The organism is Kitasatospora sp. LaBMicrA B282, from assembly GCF_050325825.1.
In the GTDB taxonomy this organism is placed as follows: Bacteria; Actinomycetota; Actinomycetes; order Streptomycetales; family Streptomycetaceae; genus Kitasatospora.
On the sequence record NZ_JBNQTI010000002.1, the window covers coordinates 127,716 to 145,075 of the forward strand.

Sequence of the window (17,360 nt, forward strand, 5' to 3'; positions counted from 1 at the left end):
GGTGCAGGGCCGGGTCCAGGGCAGCGGGTACCTGCTGACGCCGCGCGTCGTACTGACCGCGGCGCACGTCGTCGGCGGGACGGGCGGGACAGGCGGAACAGGCAGGACGGGCGGGACAGGCGGAACCTGCCTGGTGGCCGTGCCCGGCGGTCGCCCGGTCGAGTGCCGGGTGGTGTGGGTGGCGGACGAGGACACGGACGCCCGGGACACGGCGTTGCTGCTGGCCGGGGGCGACCTCGTCGATCCCGCCACGGCCGCCCGGTTCGCCCCGCTCGACTGGGGCTGGGCAGACGGCCTGCGGCCGCTGAGGGACTGTCATGCGACCGGCTTCCCGGCCAAGGGGCGGCGCGGCGGCGATCGCACGGACAGCGAGCAGCTGGCCGGGACCTTCCTGGCCGGCAGCGGGATCGTCACCGGGCGCTACGTGCTGGCGGACGACCACCACGTGCCCACGACCGCACCCACGACCGCCACCGCCACCGCCACCGCCACCGCCGGCTCCTCCCCCTGGGCCGGGATGTCCGGTGCGGCCCTGTTCCACCAGGAGTTCCTGATGGGTGTGGTGGTCGCCGACCACCGCCCGGGCGTGCACGGGCACACGCGGGTCGAGGCCGTGCCGGTTGCCGGTCTGCTGCGTGACCCCGGCTTCCGGCAGGCGCTCGCCGAGCACCTGCCCGGGCTGCCGCCGGAGCCGGTGGACGTGGCCTCCGACGCGGCCGGCGACCGCCGCTTCGAGCGGGAGTACGCCGCGGCGATCGGTGTCGACTACGGTCGGATCCGGATCTTCGGCCTGCGCCAGTCGAACGCCCAGGCGCGCGGCGGTTGGGCGCTCGACACCGCCTACCTCAGCCTGGAAGCCCGCCCGGCGGCCCGGGCCGGCGCCTCCTTCGGGCTGGCGCCGGCCGGGGGCTTCGGCGGGCTGGCCGGCGGACCGCAGCGGGTGGAACGGGTGCTCAGCGGGCGGAGCCGGGTGCTGCTGCGCGGGCAGGCCGGGTCGGGCAAGACCACGCTGGTGCAGTGGCTCGCCGTGCGGGCGACGGCCGGTGGGCTGGGCGAGGAGCTCGCCGAGCTCGACCACCGGGTGCCGCTGGTCCTCCAGTTGCGCAAGCTGTTCCGGCGGGGGAACCTGCAGCCCCGCCCGGAGGAGTTCCTGGACCTCGACGGCCGGCTCTGCGCCGAGCAGCAGCCCCGGAGCTGGGCGCACCGGGTGCTGCGGAGCGGGCGGGCGCTGCTGCTCATCGACGGGCTCGACGAGGTGCCCGCCGAGCAGCGCGAGGAGGTCCTGGAGTGGCTGGAGAACCTGCTCCGCCACTACCCCCGGGTGTGGACGCTGGCCACCGTGCGCCCGTCGGCGGTGCCGCCGGGCTGGCTGGACCACCTCGGCTTCGAGGAGCTGTCGCTCTGCGCCATGGGCGAGGAGGACCGGAAGCGGTTCATCGAGCGCTGGCACCGGGCCTCCCTCCAGGAGGTGCTCGCCCCCGACGACCCGCCCGCCGAGGTCGCCCGGCAGGCGGCGCTGGCGGCCCGGGACCAGGAGGACCTGCTGCGGGCGCTGGCGGCCTCGGCCGACCTGTCCCAGCTCACCGACAGCCCGCTGCTGTGCGCGATGATCTGCGCGCTGAACCGGGAGTCGCACGGCGTGCTGCCCAGCCACCGGATGGAGATCTACCGCGACGCCCTGACCATGCTGCTGACCAGGCGGGACCAGAGCCGCCGGATCGCCGACCCCGAGCGGCTGCAGCTCTCCGAGGCCGAACAGCTGGCGATGCTGCGGCGGATCGCCCACTGGCTGGCGCGCAACAACCAGGTCGAGGGCCGGCACCAGGACGCCGTGGCGCAGCTGGAGCGGGCGCTGCGCGACCTGCCGAACGCCGCGCGCCAGGGCGACGCCGAGGCCGCCTGGCGCCACCTGCTCAACCGCAGCGGGCTGCTCACCGAGACCAGCGTGCAGACCTTCCAGTTCGTCCACCGCACCTTCCAGGACTACCTGGCCGCGCTGGAGCTCGAGGAGGAGCGCGACTTCGGCATGCTGGCGGGGCACGCCGACGACGAACGCTGGGGCGACGTCATCCGGATGACGATGGGTCACTGCGGTCGGCGTGACCGGGCCGAGCTCTTCGAGCGGATCCTCGCGGAGGTCGGGCGGACCTCCGGCGACCGGCGGTCGGACGTGGTGCTGCTCGCCGCCGGCTGCCTCCCGTACGCACCCGAACTCGACCGGGGCGTCCGGGCCTCGGTGCTGGAGTGCTGCCGGGAGCACCTGCCAGCCCTGCTCGACGACGTCGTGCGGTGGCGCCAACTCGCCACGGCCGGACCGGACCTGGTGCCGCTGCTGCGGGAGCTGACGCTGCCGGGCGAGGCCGAGCTCACGCCTGACACGGCCTGGCGGCTGACCTTCGTGCTGGGCTGGATCGGCGGCGCCGCGGCCCTGGATCTGCTCGCCGAACTGGTGGACAGCAAGCGGGAGTTGCTGTTCACTGGAGCCCTCTGCCAGTGGCGCTACTTCGACGAGCACGAGTTCGCCTCGCGGGTCCTGGCCGGGGCTGACCTGTCCCGCGGATCGGTCGTCGTCACCTCCCTGTCGCAGCTGCACGAGTTGCGGGCGTTGCCGCCGGTCACCTGCCTGGAGCTGCTCGCGGTCCGGGGCTTCGAGCCCGCCGAGTGGGCGTTCCTGGGCGAGAGCGTCCGGGAACTCGGACTCAGCGATCTCGACGGTCTGCGCGACCTCGGCTTCCTGCGCGACTGGCCCCGGCTGCGAAGGCTGGGCCTGGCGAACTGTCCGGATCTGGTGGACCTCGAACCGCTGCGCGGCCTCCCGCTGGCCGACCTGACGATCGTGGACCGCCCCGACCGGCGCCCGGCCGGCCGCTCGCTCGACGTGCTGACCCAGCTGCCGAAGCTGACCGAACTCCTGCTCAGTGCCGTCGAGTTCACCGCCTGGCAGCCGCCCGCGGATATCCCCACCGTCACGGACGTGCACCTGTCCTACGTGGCCGACGGCCAGCCGCTGGGCCGCCTGCTGGAGGTCTTCCCCGCGATGACGAGCCTGCGGCTGTACCCGGACCCGACCGGCTGCTCGGAGATCGACCTGCGCGAGCTGAACCGCAGCCCGCAGCTGCGGGTGCGGGTGGGGCAGGACCCGGACGGCCCGAAGGTCCGGGTCCTGGGGGCGGAGCTCTTCCCGCCGGAACGCCTCACCATCACACCGGAGTTCCGGTGATCCGGGCTACCGGCCGAGCAGTCGCAGGAGTTCCTTCTTGTCCGGCTTGCCGACCGAGGTCAGCGGGATCGCCGGGACCAGGTGGACGGCGTCCGGGGCGTAGATCCGCCCCTTGCGGGTGGTGACGAACTCGCGCAGCTCGGCGAGGTCCGGGTGGTGGCCGGGAGCGGGCAGCACGGCGGCGTGCACGTGCTCGGTCGCGTCCTCGTCGCGCACGGCGAAGACCGCGCACTGCGCCACCCCCGGGTGGGCGAGCAGCAGTTCCTCGACCTCGCTGGGGTAGACGTGCCCGCCCACCACGATGATCACGTCCTTGCGGCGGTCGACCAGGAAGAGGTACCCGTCCTGGTCGAGGTAGCCGATGTCGCCGGTGCGCACCCAGCCGTCGCGCAGCACCTCGGCGGTGAGCTCGGGCTGCTTCCAGTAGCCGCGCATCGCGCCCCGGGTGCGGGCGTGCACCTCGCCCTCCTCCCCCGCCGGCAGCGTGCGGCCGTGCTCGTCGCGGACGGCGATCTCGACGCCGGGCAGCGGGCGGCCGACGGTGACCTGCCCGCCGCGGCCGGTCACGGCGTGCTCCGCCGGGCCGACCGCGGTGAGCGCGAGGGCCTCGCTCTGGCCGTACACGCCGTGCAGCACCGGCCCGAAGACCTCGGCCGCCTGGCGCAGCCGGGCCGGGGAGGCGGGGCTGCCGCCGTAGGTGATCCGGCGCAGGGCGGACAGGTCGGTGGTGGACACGGCGGGGTGGTCGAGCAGCTGGTGGAGCAGCGGCGGCAGCAGCCACAGGTCGGTGATCCGCTCGCGCTCGACCGCGGCCAGCACCTCGCCGGGCTCGAAGGCGGGCTGCAGCACGACCGTGCCGCCGTGGTGGAGCGTCAGGTCGGCGAAGAGGCCGGCGAGGTGGGCCAGGGCGGTGCAGGCGAGGTAGCGCGGCGGGTCGCCGGCGTCGGGGTCCGGGGCGGCCATCGCGTTCCGGTAGGGGCCGTGCGCGAGCTGGATCCCCTTGGGGATGCCGGTGGTGCCGCCGGTGTGGCGGATGCACCAGTCGTCGTCCGGGCCGACCGGGACGGCGAACGGGGTCGAGGGCTGCCGGTGGGCGGCGGCGAGGATGTCCTCGCCGTGCCGGCCCGGGCCGAGCGCCGCGACCGCCGGCACCTCGACCAGCGGCAGCAGCAGGGCGGCGTCCTGCTCGCGGGTGGGGTCGACGAGCAGCAGCTCGGTCTCCACGCTCGCCACGATCCGGGCGAGGGTCTCGGGGGCCATGCCGTCGTAGAGGAAGACCACCCGGGCGCCGGCCAGGTTGGCCGCGTACCGGGCCAAGAGCGCCTCGGGCGTGTTGCCGGTGAGCAGGGCGACGGTGCTGCCGCGGCCGATCCCGCGCGCGGCCAGCTCCCGGGCCAGCCGGTGGGTGCTCTCGCGCAGCTCGGCCGCGCGGATCCGCCGCCCGTCGGCGCTGACCAGCGCCGTCCGGTCGGGGTGCTGCGCGAGCGCGTCGAGGACGGCTTCGGCGTAACTGACGAAACCGCGGTCGGCCGGTGCGGGCCGGGTCTCGGACATGGGTGCCTCCGCAGGGTCGGTGGTCCGTCGCGGGTCGGCCGCGACGTTCTGTCATCGACGGTAGACGGAGCGGTTCATGCCTTCCACGACCAGTTCCGTCATGTGTTCATGCCCGTGCGGTACTGAGAGCGTGCTGGGGGCGCGCCCGAGCCGGTCGACCGCGAGGTCGTGGAAGTCCCGGGCGGCGGTGGAGAGGTAGGCGTCCCGACGGCGGACCAGGGAGAGCACCCGGTGGCAGTCGGGGGCGTCGATGCGCAGCCAGGCGAGCGGCGCGTCGGGCACGGCGGCCCGGGAGACCGCGGGGGCCAGGCCGATCCCGAGGCCGGCGCCGATCAGGAGCTGGGTGGCGCCGGGTTCGTCGCCCTCGCAGGCGATCAGCGGGGTCAGTCCGGCCCCGGCGAAGAGCCGGTCGAGCAGGGCGCGTTGCCAGTGGCCGGGGCGGGTGCTGACGAACACCTCGTCGGCGAGTTCGGCGACCTCGACCCGGTCGCGCCCGGCCAGGTGGTGGCCGAGCGGCACGGCGAGCAGCACCTCCTCGCGCAGCAGCTCGACCGCGTGCAGCGACGGTCCGCTCAGCGGCTGCGAGGCGATGCAGAAGTCCACCTCGCGGTCGCGCAGCCGGCGGCGCATCTCGTCGACCGGGGACTGGAGGAGACGGATCGTCACCCCTGGGTGGCGCTCGCGGAAGGCGGCGAGCAGGTCGGTGAGCAGCAGCAGGGTCTCCGCGGCGACCGCCAGCGTGCCCTGGTCCCGGCCGGCCGCGTCGGCCAGTTCGCGGCGGGCGTCGTCCAGTTCGGCCAGCGCGCGGTCGACCCGGCGCAGCAGCGCGGCGCCGTGCCGGTTGAGCCGGATGCGCCGGCCGTGCCGGTCGAAGAGCGGCACGCCGAGTTCGGCCTCGAGCCGGGCGATGGTGCGGCTCACCGAAGGCTGGGCGACGCGCAGTTCCTCGGCGGCCCGGCTGATGTGCTCGTGCCGGGCGACGGCCTGGAAGTAGCGGAGCGAGAGCAGGTCCATGACGGATCCTCGCACGCCCGAAGGAGCGGATCGCAACCGGCGAAGGGGTGCGATCCGCTCCTTCGGGGCCGGCTCAGGAGCCGGGCGCGACTCAGGAGCCGGGGGCGGTGATGGACAGGGCGTGGTGGAAGAAGTTGGTGGGGTCGTAGGCGGCCTTGATCTGCTGGAGGCGCGGGTAGTTGTCCTTCCAGTACAGGGTCTGCCACGGGACGCCCGAGGTGTTCCAGTTGGGGTCGGTGAGGTCGACGTCCGGGTAGTTGATGTAGGAGCCGTCGTTGGCGGCGTTGGTCACCGGGACGCCGCCGGTGGTGGAGTACACCTGCTGGTAGAGCGTGCGCATCCAGCCGACGTGGCGGGTGTCCTGGGTCGGGTCGGCCCAGTAGTTGATGAAGTTGGCCTTGAGGATGGAGTCGCGCTGCGGCATGGCGGTGGCCGCCGGGTCGACGGTGTTGGCGTGGCCGCCGTAGGAGTAGAGCAGCACCTCGGCGTGGCCGTCGTAGGTCGCGTCGGACAGGAAGTGGTAGAGGCTGGCGGACTGGGCGTCGGTCCACCCCTGGCGCAGGTAGGCGCCCTTGGACTTGCTGCGGCTGAACGCGCCGGTGGCGTAGATGTCCGTGAGGGTGGCCTTCATCCACGGCACGGTGCTCTGCGAGGTGGTGCTCGGCGCACTCACGCCGGCCGTCACCGCGCTGAGGTAGGCGGTCATCAGCTGGCTCGCGTTGGGCAGGGTGCCGTCGATCTGCGCGCTGAGGGTGATGCCGCCGACCGCCACGTTGGCCAGGATCAGCACGCTGTGCAGGCCGGCGTAGGGCGAGCCGTCGGCGCTGTTGGCCGCGTGCCAGGCGCCGTGGTTGCGCACGATGGTGGCGAAGTCGGTGGCGTTCATCCCGCTCCACGGCCAGCTGACCACGCCCTTGACCAGGGTGACCGGGGGCTTGGGCAGCAGGCTGCCCGGGTCCCCGGTGGCGCCCGGGGTGCGGAACCAGTAGCGGGTCACCACACCGAAGTTGCCGCCGCCGCCACCGGTGTGGGCCCACCACAGGTCGCGGTTGGGGTCGCCGGCGTCGCTGGTGGCGACCACCGAGCGCACCGTGCCGGTGGCGTCGACCACGACGACCTCGACCGCGTACAGGTGGTCGACGATCGAGCCGTACTGCCGGGAGAGCGCGCCGTAGCCGCCGCCCGTGACGTGGCCGCCGACGCCGACGGTCGGGCAGGTGCCGCCGGGAACCGTGACGCCCCAGTCCAGGTAGAGCGTGCGGTAGACGTGGCCGAGCATGGAGCCGGCCTCCACCATGAAGGCCTGGCGGGTCGGGTCGAAGACGACGTCGGTCATCTCCGAGATGTCGATGATGATCTGCACCGCGGGGTCGTCGACCAGTCCGTCCAGGCAGTGCCCGCCGCTGCGCACGACCAGCCGCTTGTTGTTCTGGACCGCCTCGGTCACCACGGCGATGACCTGGCTGGTCGAGTGGACCACCCGGACCGACTCCGGCTGGGCGACGAAGCGGGTGTTGTAGCCCCGGTTGGTCAGATCGAGGTAGCGCCGGTCGGTGGAGGTCACGACGGCCGTCGGCGCGAGCGGCGCGGCGAAATTGACAGCCCCCGTCGTGCTGTCAGCTGGCATGTCAATCGGGGCGTCGGCAAGGGCCACCTGCACCCCCGTGCTGCCCGCGACGACCGTGGCGGTCGCCGCCCCCAGGAACCCCCGTCGGGTCACTCCGGCCATGTTGAACACCTAGCCCTTTCCTGTCGTCGCACGCTGATCGCGGCCTGCTCGCGGCTCGCCGCGAATGTGCGGTAATCCGGACGCCAGGAAGGCTATGCAGCGGGCGGGCGAAGCGGGGGCCGGCGGCCGTACTTCGTGAAGTACGGCCCACCACTGTGGAAAAAGCGCAGCTCCGAGCCGTCGGGGTTAGCGGAACTCATAATTCCGCTTCCTTCATGACTGCGGAGCGTAAAGGATCGGCCACCCACGGTCCCGGGCGAGTTCGGCGAGCACCGGATCCCCACCGACCACCCGCGGGTTGCCCACCACTCCGAGAATGGTCAGCCCCTCGCGGTGGTCGCCGTAGGCGAAGCACTGGGCGGCGTCCAGGCCTAACCTCGCCATCGCCTCCACCACCACCTCCGAACCCGCGCCGGCCGTGGTGTCCGCATAGAGGACCAGGTCGGCGGTGAACTCGGCGCGGGCCCCGGGCGGCTCCACGCCCACTGCGGCGTTCGACACGCAGACCAGGAGGTCACCGGCACTGCGATGCCTGACCGCCGCCTCCAGAATCGCGAGCGCCGAGTCGGACGCCAGCAGATCGTGTCTGAGGTCGAAAAAAGCCGCACGTCGGCGAGCCCGCGTGATCATGGTCCCCCGCATCTCCATCAACAGCAGTCACACGCGCCCCCCTAGACGCGGTGGAATAATCATGCCCCACGCATCTGTGGACGTGAAGGCTGGGTCCAAGGCCTGGTCAAGGGAAATTGTTCCTGCGGGAACAATTCATTCTGTCCCGTTTTTTCGCCTATCTCCGACAGCTCCGCGAGGCCCCTCACCGGGGCGGCTCGCGCCTGCGCTCGCAGTTGACTATGTTCTTGACAGTCTTTGACACGAGGTGTTGTATCGTGCTCCACAAGGTCGCCTAGCAAGGGAAGCGAGATGACCGAGCGAGACAGCGGGACAGTCGGGATCATCCTGGCCGGGGGACGGGGAGAGCGCGCGAAGCCCATCACGCTCGAATCCGCCGATTACATCCGCAGCAAGGCGTTGATCCCGTTCGCGGGCCGCCGGCTGATCGAATGGGTGGTCGATGCCTGCCGCGAGCAGGGCATCCGCCGCTTCTACGTGGTGGCCCAGGGCCTGGAGAACCGCAGCCAGATCAAGCTGCTGCTGGGCCACGGCGAACGGTACGGCGTCGAGGTGCGCTACTCGCGCTCCAGCTTCGACCGGTACAACGTCGGCTCCGGGGCCGCCACCCTGCACAACCTCGAACAGTGGGACCTCACCGAGCAGGCGCTGGTGCTGCCGGTCGACTCCATCTTCGACTTCTCCCTGGCCGAGCTGGAGGCCACCCACCGCAGCACCGGGGCCCTGGTCACCGTCGCGGCGGTGGCCCGCAGCCCGCTGGAGGTGGCCGGCAAGTACGGTGCGATGCGCACCGACCAGGCCGGCCTGGTCTCCGGGTTCGTGGAGAAGCCCGACCTGGCGCGGGTCCACGAGATCTTCCCCGAGGTCACCAGCGACAGCTGCGCGATGATCCCCACCAACGCGGGGATGTACCTGGTGGACTGCGCCCTCCTGCGGCTGGCCGCGCGCGAGCCGCAGCTGATGCGCCAGGCCTACCAGAGACTCGACTGGGGCGGCGACCTGCTGCCCTGGCTGGTGGAGCACGGCAAGCCGGTGGCGGCCCACCACATCGCCCGGCTGGGCGACCTGGGCAACGTCGAGGACTACCTGCTGACGCTGCGTCACGTGCTCTCAGGCGACTACCAGCAGATGAACCAGCTGATGGCCGAGCCGCACAACGAGAAGCCGCGCTACTGGATCCACGAGTCCAGCCTCTACACCAAGGACGACGTCTGCGGCACCACGCTGGCCGACAAGATCGCCCAGGGTGACGTCCGGGTCGGCCCGGGCGTGCGGATCGGCCGCCACGTCACCATCGGCGCCGGCGTCCACCTGGAGTACACCGACATCGGCGACGGCGCGGAGCTGCGCGAGGGCGCCCGGCTGAGCGGCACCTCGCTCGGCGACTCCTCGGTGGTCGGCCCGTACGCGCAGATCACCGACTCCTACATCGGCCCGATGTCCGAGATCCACTCGGCCCTGGAGCACCCGGTCCGCCTCGACGGGTACTGCGCGGTCGGCGACGGCGTCCAGCTCTGGCAGGGCACCCGGCTCTCCGGCGTCAGCGTCTACCCGCGGCTGCGGGTGCCGGCGCTGGCCAACCTGCCCTCCGGCACCAAGCTCACCAACTCCGACGACGTCCTGCGCTGGGTCTGACGGCGCCGACGGGGCGGGCCACCCGGCTCCGCCCCGGCGGTCGCGCGCCCGGATCCCGCCCGCAGGGCCACCTCCCTGCACCCCGAACACCCACCGAGACAGCGAGGAGTGACCGATGGACAGCCACGCAGTGGTGATTGGCGGCGCCGGCCGGCTCGGCCGGCTGATCGTGCAGAAGCTGCTGGACCGCGGCGAGCGGGTACGCGTGGTCGGGCGCAGCGTGCAGAGCGCCAGACGGAGCCTGCCCCCCGGCGCCGTCTTCTACCAGGGGGACGTGCGCGACCCGCAGGCGCTGGTCGAGCCGCTGGCCCGCAGCTCCGCGCTGATCTACTGCGTGGAGCCGGGCACCAGCGACGACGGCCCGGACCGGCCGGAGACCACCCTCTACCAGGGCGTGCGCCACGCCCTGGCGGCCGCCGCGGTCGGCGCCCACCGCCCGCACGTGGTGCTGGTCAGCCAGATGCACGCCACCCACCGCGCCCACCCGCTGAACGCCTACGGGCGGGTGCTCGACTGGCGGTTGGCCGGCGAGGACGCGGTCCGCGACTCGGGCCTGCGCTACACCGTGGTCCGGCCGGCCTGGCTGACCGACGCCCCGGTGGCCGGCCAGCGGGTCCGGCTGGAGCAGGGCGACCGCGGCTTCGGCCAGGTCTGCCGCCAGGACGTGGCCGAGGCCTGCGTCCAGGCGCTGTACTGCGAGTCCGCCGCCGGCGTCACCTTCGAGATCTTCAACGAGGCCGGCGTCGGCTCCACCCCGTGGAGCGAGGCCTTCGCCGCGCTGACCGGCGACCGGGTGCCGGTCGGCTGACGGCCCGCCCACGGCTTCGCCATCCCCCTCCCTGGCCGCGCCCGCACCACCGAACGCCCGAGCCAGCCGCACAGGAGTGACGACACGCATGACGATCAGTCAGTTGGCCCGTAACTACTCGATCAGGGCGGCGGAGGTCACCCCCGGGCGCCCGCAACCGCTGGGCGCCACCCTCGACCGGACCGGGGTGAACTTCTCCCTGTTCTCCGAGCACGCCACCCGGGTGGACCTGCTGCTCTTCGACCACCCCGAGGACCTGGCCCCCAGCCGGGTGATCGCCCTGGACCCCGAACGCCACCGCAGTTACCACTTCTGGCACTGCCACCTCTCCGGACTGACCACCGGTCAGGTCTACGCCTACCGGGTGGACGGCCCGGCCCGGACCAAGGAGTCCGGCACCTTCTTCAACCACCGCAAGGTACTGCTCGACCCGTACGCCCGGGCCAACGTCAACTCGCTCTGGGACCGCAGCCGGGCGGTCAGCCCGGAGGACAACTGCGCGTACTCGATGCGCAGCATGGTGGTCGACCTGGACTCCTACGACTGGGAGGGCGACGAGCCGCTGCGCACCCCGCTGGCCGACACGGTCATCTACGAGATGCACGTGGCCGGCCTGACCGCCTCGCACACCGCGGGCGTCACCCACCCGGGCACCTTCAGCGCGGTGGTGGAGAAGATCCCCTACCTCAAGCAGCTCGGCGTCACCGCGGTGGAGCTGCTGCCGGTCTTTGACTTCGACGAACGGCAGGTGCTGCGGGTCGGCCCCAAGGGCACGCCGCTGCACAACTACTGGGGCTACGACACCTTCGGGTTCTTCGCGCCGCACACCGGCTACTGCTCGGACCCGTGCGAGTGCACCCACATCACCGAGTTCCGCGACATGGTCAAGGCGCTGCACCGGGCGGGCATCGAGGTCATCCTCGACGTGGTCTTCAACCACACCTCCGAGGGCAACGAGCACGGCCCCACGATCAGCATGCGGGGCCAGGCCAACGAGGTCTACTACCACCTGTGGCCGCAGGACCGCCGGCACTACATGGACTTCACCGGCTGCGGCAACGCGATCAACGCCAACCACCCGGCGGTGGCCAAGTTCATCATCGAGTGCCTGGAGTACTGGGTCACCAAGCACCACGTCGACGGCTTCCGCTTCGACCTGGCCTCCGAGCTGTCGCGCGGTCCCGAGGGCTACGAGATGGACGTGCCGCCGGTGCTGTGGGGCATCGAGCTGTCCGGCATCCTCTCCGAGTCGAAGATCATCGCCGAGCCCTGGGACGGCGGCGGCCTCTACCAGGTCGGCCGCTTCCCGGGGAAGCGCTGGGCGCAGTGGAACGGCCCGTACCGGGACGACGTGCGGCGCTTCGTGCGCGGCGACGCCGGCCTGGTCGGCACCATCGCCACCCGGCTCGGCGGCTCCCGGGACCTGTTCGGCAAGGACGGCGAACTGCCCACCAACAGCGTCAACTTCGTCACCTGCCACGACGGCTTCACGCTCAACGACCTGGTCAGCTACAGCGAGAAGCGCAACCTGGCCAACGGCGAGTCGAACGCGGACGGCGCCAATGAGAACTTCAGCTGGAACTGCGGCGTGGAGGGCCCCAGCGACGCCGAGGACGTCGAACGCCTGAGGGTCCGTCAGATCAAGAACCACGCCGCGGTGCTGCTGCTCAGCCGGGGCGTGCCGATGATCCTGGCCGGCGACGAGTTCCGCAACAGCCAGGGCGGCAACAACAACGCCTACTGCCAGAACAACCCCACCTCCTGGCTCGACTGGGAACAGGCCGAGAAGGAGAGCGAGGTCCGGCAGTTCTTCGAGGGGATGATCGCGCTGCGCAAGCGCTTCGGCGCGGTGCGCGAGGCGCGCTTCTTCTCCGGGCGCACCAACACCCGCGGCCTGCCGGACGTCACCTGGCACGGCACCCGCCTGGAGCAGCCCGGCTGGGAGGACCCGCAGGCACGCGTGCTCGCCTGCACCCTGGCCGGCTTCGAGGGCGATCCCGACCTGCACGTCATCCTCAACATGTTCCACCTGGGCCTGGACTTCGAGCTGCCGTCGATACGCGGCCATCGGTGGGCCCGCCTCGTGGACACCGCCCGCCCGGCCGGCGAGGACATCCTGCCGCCCGGCGCCGAGGCCCGCGTCCACGGTCAGACCTTCCACGCCCAGGGCCGCAGCGTCGTCGTTCTGGCGGCGCTGCCCGACGATGGAGGAAACCAATGAGCGCACCCGAGACCCGGCGCACGTACTCCGACAGCATCGCCGGATACGTCACCACCTTCGAGCCCAGCCACGACCGCTTCGGTCTGCGCACCTCGGACGGGCGGGAGTTCACCATCCACCTGGACGGACTGCTGAACTCCGAGATCGTGCGCAACCTCGGCGACGCCGATGCGCAGGACACCAGCGGCTGCACCCGCGACATGCTCGCCGAGGGCCGCTACGTCTTTGTCTACGGCATCTTCTACCAGTGGGAGGGCGGGGAGCGGATCGAGGCACGGAAGATCACCTTCCCCGAGTCCACCCGCGGCAACTACGTCTTCGAGCACCCCAACTGGTGGGTGCAGCAGGCCGGCGAGATCGCCGACTTCTACCTGCGCGGGCACTTCCCGGACGGTCCGGACGCCGACGGCCGCTACGACTGGCGCACCTTCCGCACCCTGCTGACGCTCAGCGGCACCCACGTGGCCGACTTCGACGGCAACGACGTGCGCCAGGAGACCGACACCATCTCCCGGCTGGTCTACGGCCTGGCCACCGCCTTCATGCTGACCGGCGAGGAGCGCTTCCTGGCCGCGGCCGAGTCCGGTACCGAGTACCTGCGCGAGCACATGCAGGTCAGCGACGACCAGGAGGGCGTCGTCTACTGGTACCACGGCATCGACATCACCGAGGCCGGCCAGCGCAAGGTCTTCGCCTCGGAGTTCGGCGACGACTTCGACGCCATCCCGATGTACGAGCAGATCTACGCGCTCGCAGGTCCCACCCAGACCTTCCGGATCACCGGCGACCAGCGGATCCTGTCGGACATCGACCGCACCGTGGCGCTCTTCCACCGCTACTTCCGGGACGGCGAGAAGGGCGGCTTCTTCTCCCACCTCGACCCGATCACCATGGACCCGCGGGCCGACTCGCTGGGCCGCAACCGGGCGCGCAAGAACTGGAACTCGGTCGGCGACCACGCCCCGGCGTACCTGATCAACGCCTTCCTGGCCACCGGCCGCGAGGACTTCGCGCAGCTGCTGGAGGAGACCGCCGACAGCATCACCGAGCACTTCCCCGACGAGCCGGTCAGCCCCTTCGTCCAGGAGCGCTTCCACGAGGACTGGAGCCCGGACCGGACCTGGGGCTGGCAGCAGGACCGGGCGGTGGTCGGCCACAACCTGAAGATCGCCTGGAACCTGACCCGGATCCGCGCGCTGCGCGACAAGCCGGAGTACTCGGCGCTGGCCGAGCGGATCGCCGCGATCATGCCGCCGGTCGGCAGCGACCAGCAGCGCGGCGGCTGGTACGACGTGGTCGAGCGGGTCGCCGACGCGGACACCGGCGCGCACCACCTGGTCTGGCACGACCGCAAGGCCTGGTGGCAGCAGGAGCAGGCGATCCTGGCCTACCTGATCCTGGCCGGGGTCGAGGGCGACCCGGAGCACCGCCGGCTGGCCCGCGAGGCCGCGGCCTTCTACAACGCCTTCTTCCTCGACTACGACGACGGCGGCGTCTACTTCAACGTGCTGGCCAACGGCGTGCCGTACCTGGTGGGCACCGAGCGGTACAAGGGCAGCCACTCGATGGCCGGCTACCACGCGCTGGAGCTGTGCTACCTGGCGGCCGTCTACACCGGCCTGCTGATCACCTCCACGCCGATGACCCTGCACTTCCGGCCGCAGCCCGGCGCCTTCCCCGACCACACCCTGCGGGTGGCCCCGGACCTGCTGCCGCACGGCTCCATCCAGCTCTCCCGGGTGTGGATCGACGACGACCCGTACGAGGACTTCGACCCCAAGCAGCTCACCGTGCGGCTGCCGGTCAGCAGCCGCCCGCTGAAGGTGCGGGTGGAGGTCGAGCCGGCCGACATGCGGCTGCGGGTCTCCAGTGACTTCGACGGCAAGACCGCCCACATCCACTGCGAGGGCGTGATCGACCTCGACGAGCTGGAGAAGTTCCGGCGCTGCGTCAGCGAGGCGCTCTCGGTGCAGCCGAAGCGGGTGGAGTTCCACCTGTGCAAGGTCACCGAGATCGGCCGACCGGCCATCAACGAGCTGCTCTTCCAGCGCACCAAGATCGGGCTGGACGTCGACTTCGTGATCGTCGGGTGCGCGCTGCCCGACGTCTCGGCGGCGCTGCTGGCCACCGACGCGTTCCTGGTCGACGAGGACCGCACCTGCGCCACCGACTGACCGGGCGCCCGGCCGCTGCCTGACCACCGGCCGGCCGGGCCCCCTCCGTCATCCCGCCCCCGCCGGACAACGACGCCCGGCGGGCCGGCGGGACCCCGCTCCCGGCGCCTCCACCGTCTCCGGAAACCTCACCCAAGGATCGATGTGTCGATGATTTCGAACCTCCGTGCACCGCAAGCGGGCCTGCGGCAGGACGGAATCTCTGCCTACTGTCAGGAACTCTTCGCCAGCTTCGCGCGCTCCGACCAGCGCCGCTGGGGCGAGGTCTACCTGCGCGGCCTGCTGCACGCCACCGGTCGCAAGACACCGGCCAACATCTCCGAGCAGGTGCTCGGCAGACGGGCGGTGCAGCCCATCCAGCAGTTCGTCAACCAGAGCACCTGGGCGGTGGGCGACGTGCGCCGCCGGCTGGCCGAGCTGGTCTGCGACGCGGCCGCGCCGCAGGCCTGGGCCTTCCACGACGTCGTCTTCCCGAAGAACGGCACCCGCTCGGCCGGGGTGGCCCGGCAGTTCGTTCCCGCCGAGGGACGGATCATGAACTGCCAGCTGGCGATGACCACCTCGCTGGTGCACGCCGGCGGCAGCCAGCCGGTCAACTGGCAGTTGCTGATGCCCCGGCGCTGGGACGCCGACGAGGAGCTGCGCGGCCAGGCGCACGTCCCGGCGGACGCCCGGTACCTGCCGCGCTGGCGGTACGTGCTGGACTCGCTGGACCAGATGCTGGAGGACTGGGACGTCCCCTCGGCGCCGGTGCTGGCCGACTGGAGCTTCGAGAAGGAGGTCGAGCCGCTGCTGCTCGGCCTGGAGGAGCGCGGGCTCAGCTACCTGGTCGAGGTCGGCGGCAGCACCACACTGCCGGCCTGCACCACCGGCGCCCACCGGGTGCTGCCGGTCGGCCACCACGGTCACGTCCCGGCCCGCGGCCCGGTCACCGTGCGCCGGCGCGCCGCCGACCTGGCGGACGCGCTCGGCGAGCAGGGCGAGCGCGCGGTGCTGGCCTGGCGGGACGGGCCGACCACCCGCTCGCGCCACTCGCAGTTCCTGGTGGTCCCGCTCTCCGTGGGCCTGCCCGGCCGGCGCGGCCGCTTCGCCGACGTGCTGCCCCCGGCCCAGCGCCACCTGGTGGTCGAGTGGCCCTTCGGTCGCTCCCAGCCGCGCACCTACTGGGTCACCAACCAGCCGGTGCACCGACTGGGCGACCTGGTCGCCCAGGCCGAGCTGCGCGGCCGGGCGGTCGACGACTGCGAACGGCTGCACCGGGAGTACGGCCTGACCGACTTCGAGGGCCGCTCGTTCCGCGGCTGGCACCACCATGTCACCCTCGTCTCCGCCGCGTTCGGCTTCGATCTGCTGCACGGCATGGAAGCCATGGCGCAGTTGACGGCCGAGCAGCTCAGCCCGGCCCTCGGCTGACCTCTTCCGAGATCGGTGGGCCGCGACATCAGTGGGGCAGTTCCGAGCCGGAACTGCCCCACCTGCCATGCCCGTTCGGTCTTCGACCCGGGGCGCCCGCGGCGCTCAGACGGCGACCGGGAAGGGCACGCCGGTGAGCTCCTCGCTCACCGCGCGCAGCCGGGCCCGGGCCGCGCCGTCGTACGCCTGGGAGCTGGCCCGGGACTTCTCCGAGCGGTTGAAGTAGGTGCCGGTCACGTCGGCCACCTCGGGGTCGGTGATGAGCCGCAGGGTGTGCCGCATGCCCTCGGCCACGGTGCTCTGCGGGGTGAAGAGGTTGACCACCATCTTGGTGGGCATGTAGGAGGCGGGGTGCAGTGCGTTGACCGTCACACCGGTGCCCTGGAGGGTTTCGGCGAGGTCGATGGTGAGCATGATCTGAGCCAGCTTGGCCTGGCAGTACGCCTGGACCCCGTCCCAGCGGCGGCGCAGCATCACGTCGTCGAAGTTGATCGGCGCCTGGCCGGCGGAGCTGACGTTGACGATCCGGGCCGGCGCCGAACGGGTCAGCAGCGGGGCCAGCTTGACGGCCAGCACGTAGGCGGCCAGGTAGTCGACCTGGAAGGTCAGCTCGTGGCCGTCCCAGCTCTCCTGGCGGTCCAGCTCCACGCCGATGCCGGCGTTGTTGACGAGCACGTCCAGCCGGTCCAGGCCCGCGGCCTGCTCGGCGAGCGCGTGGATGTCGGAGAGCCGGGCGAAGTCGGCCAGCAGGTAGCTGAGCTTCTGGTTGCCGGTCTCCGCACGCAGCTCCTTCAGCAGGGCGTCACCCTTGTCCTGGCTGCGGCCGTGCAGCACCAGGGTCGGGGGGGGGGGGGGGGGGGGGGGGGGGGGGGGGGGGGGGGGGGGGGGGGGGGGGGGGGGGGGGGGGGGGGGGGGGGGGGGGGGGGGGGGGGGGGGGGGGGGGGGGGGGGGGGGGGGGGGGG

At 72.2% G+C, this 17,360-nt stretch carries 11 protein-coding genes; 6 read left to right on the forward strand and 5 right to left on the reverse strand.

Going from position 1 to position 17,360, the window contains the following annotated elements; genetic code table 11:
• The first annotated feature begins 1 nt into the window (after position 1).
• A complete protein-coding gene (locus tag ACQRUO_RS01190; protein ID WP_428313751.1) occupies positions 2 to 3,220 on the forward strand; it encodes an NACHT domain-containing protein in 3,219 nt (1,072 codons plus the stop codon).
• A 6-nt stretch (positions 3,221 to 3,226) separates the two neighbouring features.
• Here the strand turns inward: ACQRUO_RS01190 and ACQRUO_RS01195 are convergent, their stop codons facing one another.
• The 4 genes from ACQRUO_RS01195 to ACQRUO_RS01210 all read right to left on the reverse strand — a co-directional run bounded on the left by ACQRUO_RS01195 (position 3,227) and on the right by ACQRUO_RS01210 (position 8,147).
• A complete protein-coding gene (locus ACQRUO_RS01195; protein WP_428313738.1) occupies positions 3,227 to 4,774 on the reverse strand; it encodes an AMP-binding protein in 1,548 nt (515 codons plus the stop codon).
• A gap of 51 nt (positions 4,775 to 4,825) precedes the next feature.
• The gene (locus ACQRUO_RS01200; RefSeq protein WP_428313739.1) at positions 4,826 to 5,788 is read right to left on the reverse strand and encodes a LysR family transcriptional regulator; all 963 of its coding nucleotides are present in this window, start codon (positions 5,786 to 5,788) and stop codon (positions 4,826 to 4,828) included.
• Positions 5,789 to 5,879: 91 nt separating this feature from the next.
• Positions 5,880 to 7,517: an FAD-binding oxidoreductase gene (locus tag ACQRUO_RS01205; RefSeq protein WP_428313740.1), complete on the reverse strand. Its 1,638-nt coding sequence runs from the start codon at positions 7,515 to 7,517 to the stop codon at positions 5,880 to 5,882.
• A 213-nt stretch (positions 7,518 to 7,730) separates the two neighbouring features.
• On the reverse strand, positions 7,731 to 8,147 hold the full coding sequence (locus tag ACQRUO_RS01210) for a hypothetical protein (RefSeq protein WP_428313741.1): 417 nt from the start codon (positions 8,145 to 8,147) through the stop codon (positions 7,731 to 7,733).
• A gap of 291 nt (positions 8,148 to 8,438) precedes the next feature.
• Here ACQRUO_RS01210 and ACQRUO_RS01215 point away from each other — a divergent pair, with 291 nt between their 5' ends.
• The 5 genes from ACQRUO_RS01215 to ACQRUO_RS01235 all read left to right on the forward strand — a co-directional run bounded on the left by ACQRUO_RS01215 (position 8,439) and on the right by ACQRUO_RS01235 (position 16,398).
• Positions 8,439 to 9,782, forward strand: coding sequence for a sugar phosphate nucleotidyltransferase (locus ACQRUO_RS01215; RefSeq protein WP_428313742.1), 1,344 nt, complete (start codon positions 8,439 to 8,441; stop codon positions 9,780 to 9,782).
• A 115-nt stretch (positions 9,783 to 9,897) separates the two neighbouring features.
• Positions 9,898 to 10,590, forward strand: coding sequence for an NAD(P)H-binding protein (locus tag ACQRUO_RS01220; protein ID WP_428313743.1), 693 nt, complete (start codon positions 9,898 to 9,900; stop codon positions 10,588 to 10,590).
• 88 nt (positions 10,591 to 10,678) lie between these two features.
• Positions 10,679 to 12,811: a glycogen debranching protein GlgX gene (glgX, locus tag ACQRUO_RS01225; RefSeq protein WP_428313744.1), complete on the forward strand. Its 2,133-nt coding sequence runs from the start codon at positions 10,679 to 10,681 to the stop codon at positions 12,809 to 12,811.
• On the forward strand, positions 12,808 to 14,985 hold the full coding sequence (locus ACQRUO_RS01230) for an AGE family epimerase/isomerase (protein ID WP_428313745.1): 2,178 nt from the start codon (positions 12,808 to 12,810) through the stop codon (positions 14,983 to 14,985). The genes glgX and ACQRUO_RS01230 overlap by 4 nt, the downstream gene beginning before the upstream one ends.
• Positions 14,986 to 15,135: 150 nt before the next feature.
• Positions 15,136 to 16,398 (forward strand): IS701 family transposase, encoded by a 1,263-nt coding sequence (locus ACQRUO_RS01235; RefSeq protein WP_428313746.1) that lies wholly within the window; start codon positions 15,136 to 15,138, stop codon positions 16,396 to 16,398.
• 105 nt (positions 16,399 to 16,503) lie between these two features.
• On the opposite strand, the gene ACQRUO_RS01240 is transcribed toward ACQRUO_RS01235, so the two are convergent.
• Entirely contained in the window at positions 16,504 to 17,232 is a 729-nt protein-coding gene (locus ACQRUO_RS01240; RefSeq protein ID WP_428313747.1) for an SDR family NAD(P)-dependent oxidoreductase, read from the reverse strand.
• Positions 17,233 to 17,360 lie beyond the last annotated feature (128 nt).

Bases quoted from the DNA above. Each gene is read 5' to 3' on its own strand.
- ACQRUO_RS01195 (WP_428313738.1), bottom strand. From the start codon at position 4,774: ATGTCCGAGACCCGGCCCGCACCGGCCGACCGCGGTTTCGTCAGTTAC.
- ACQRUO_RS01200 (WP_428313739.1), bottom strand. From the start codon at position 5,788: ATGGACCTGCTCTCGCTCCGCTACTTCCAGGCCGTCGCCCGGCACGAG.
- ACQRUO_RS01205 (WP_428313740.1), bottom strand. From the start codon at position 7,517: ATGGCCGGAGTGACCCGACGGGGGTTCCTGGGGGCGGCGACCGCCACG.
- ACQRUO_RS01210 (WP_428313741.1), bottom strand. From the start codon at position 8,147: ATGATCACGCGGGCTCGCCGACGTGCGGCTTTTTTCGACCTCAGACAC.
- ACQRUO_RS01215 (WP_428313742.1), top strand. From the start codon at position 8,439: ATGACCGAGCGAGACAGCGGGACAGTCGGGATCATCCTGGCCGGGGGA.
- ACQRUO_RS01220 (WP_428313743.1), top strand. From the start codon at position 9,898: ATGGACAGCCACGCAGTGGTGATTGGCGGCGCCGGCCGGCTCGGCCGG.
- glgX (WP_428313744.1), top strand. From the start codon at position 10,679: ATGACGATCAGTCAGTTGGCCCGTAACTACTCGATCAGGGCGGCGGAG.
- ACQRUO_RS01230 (WP_428313745.1), top strand. From the start codon at position 12,808: ATGAGCGCACCCGAGACCCGGCGCACGTACTCCGACAGCATCGCCGGA.
- ACQRUO_RS01235 (WP_428313746.1), top strand. From the start codon at position 15,136: ATGATTTCGAACCTCCGTGCACCGCAAGCGGGCCTGCGGCAGGACGGA.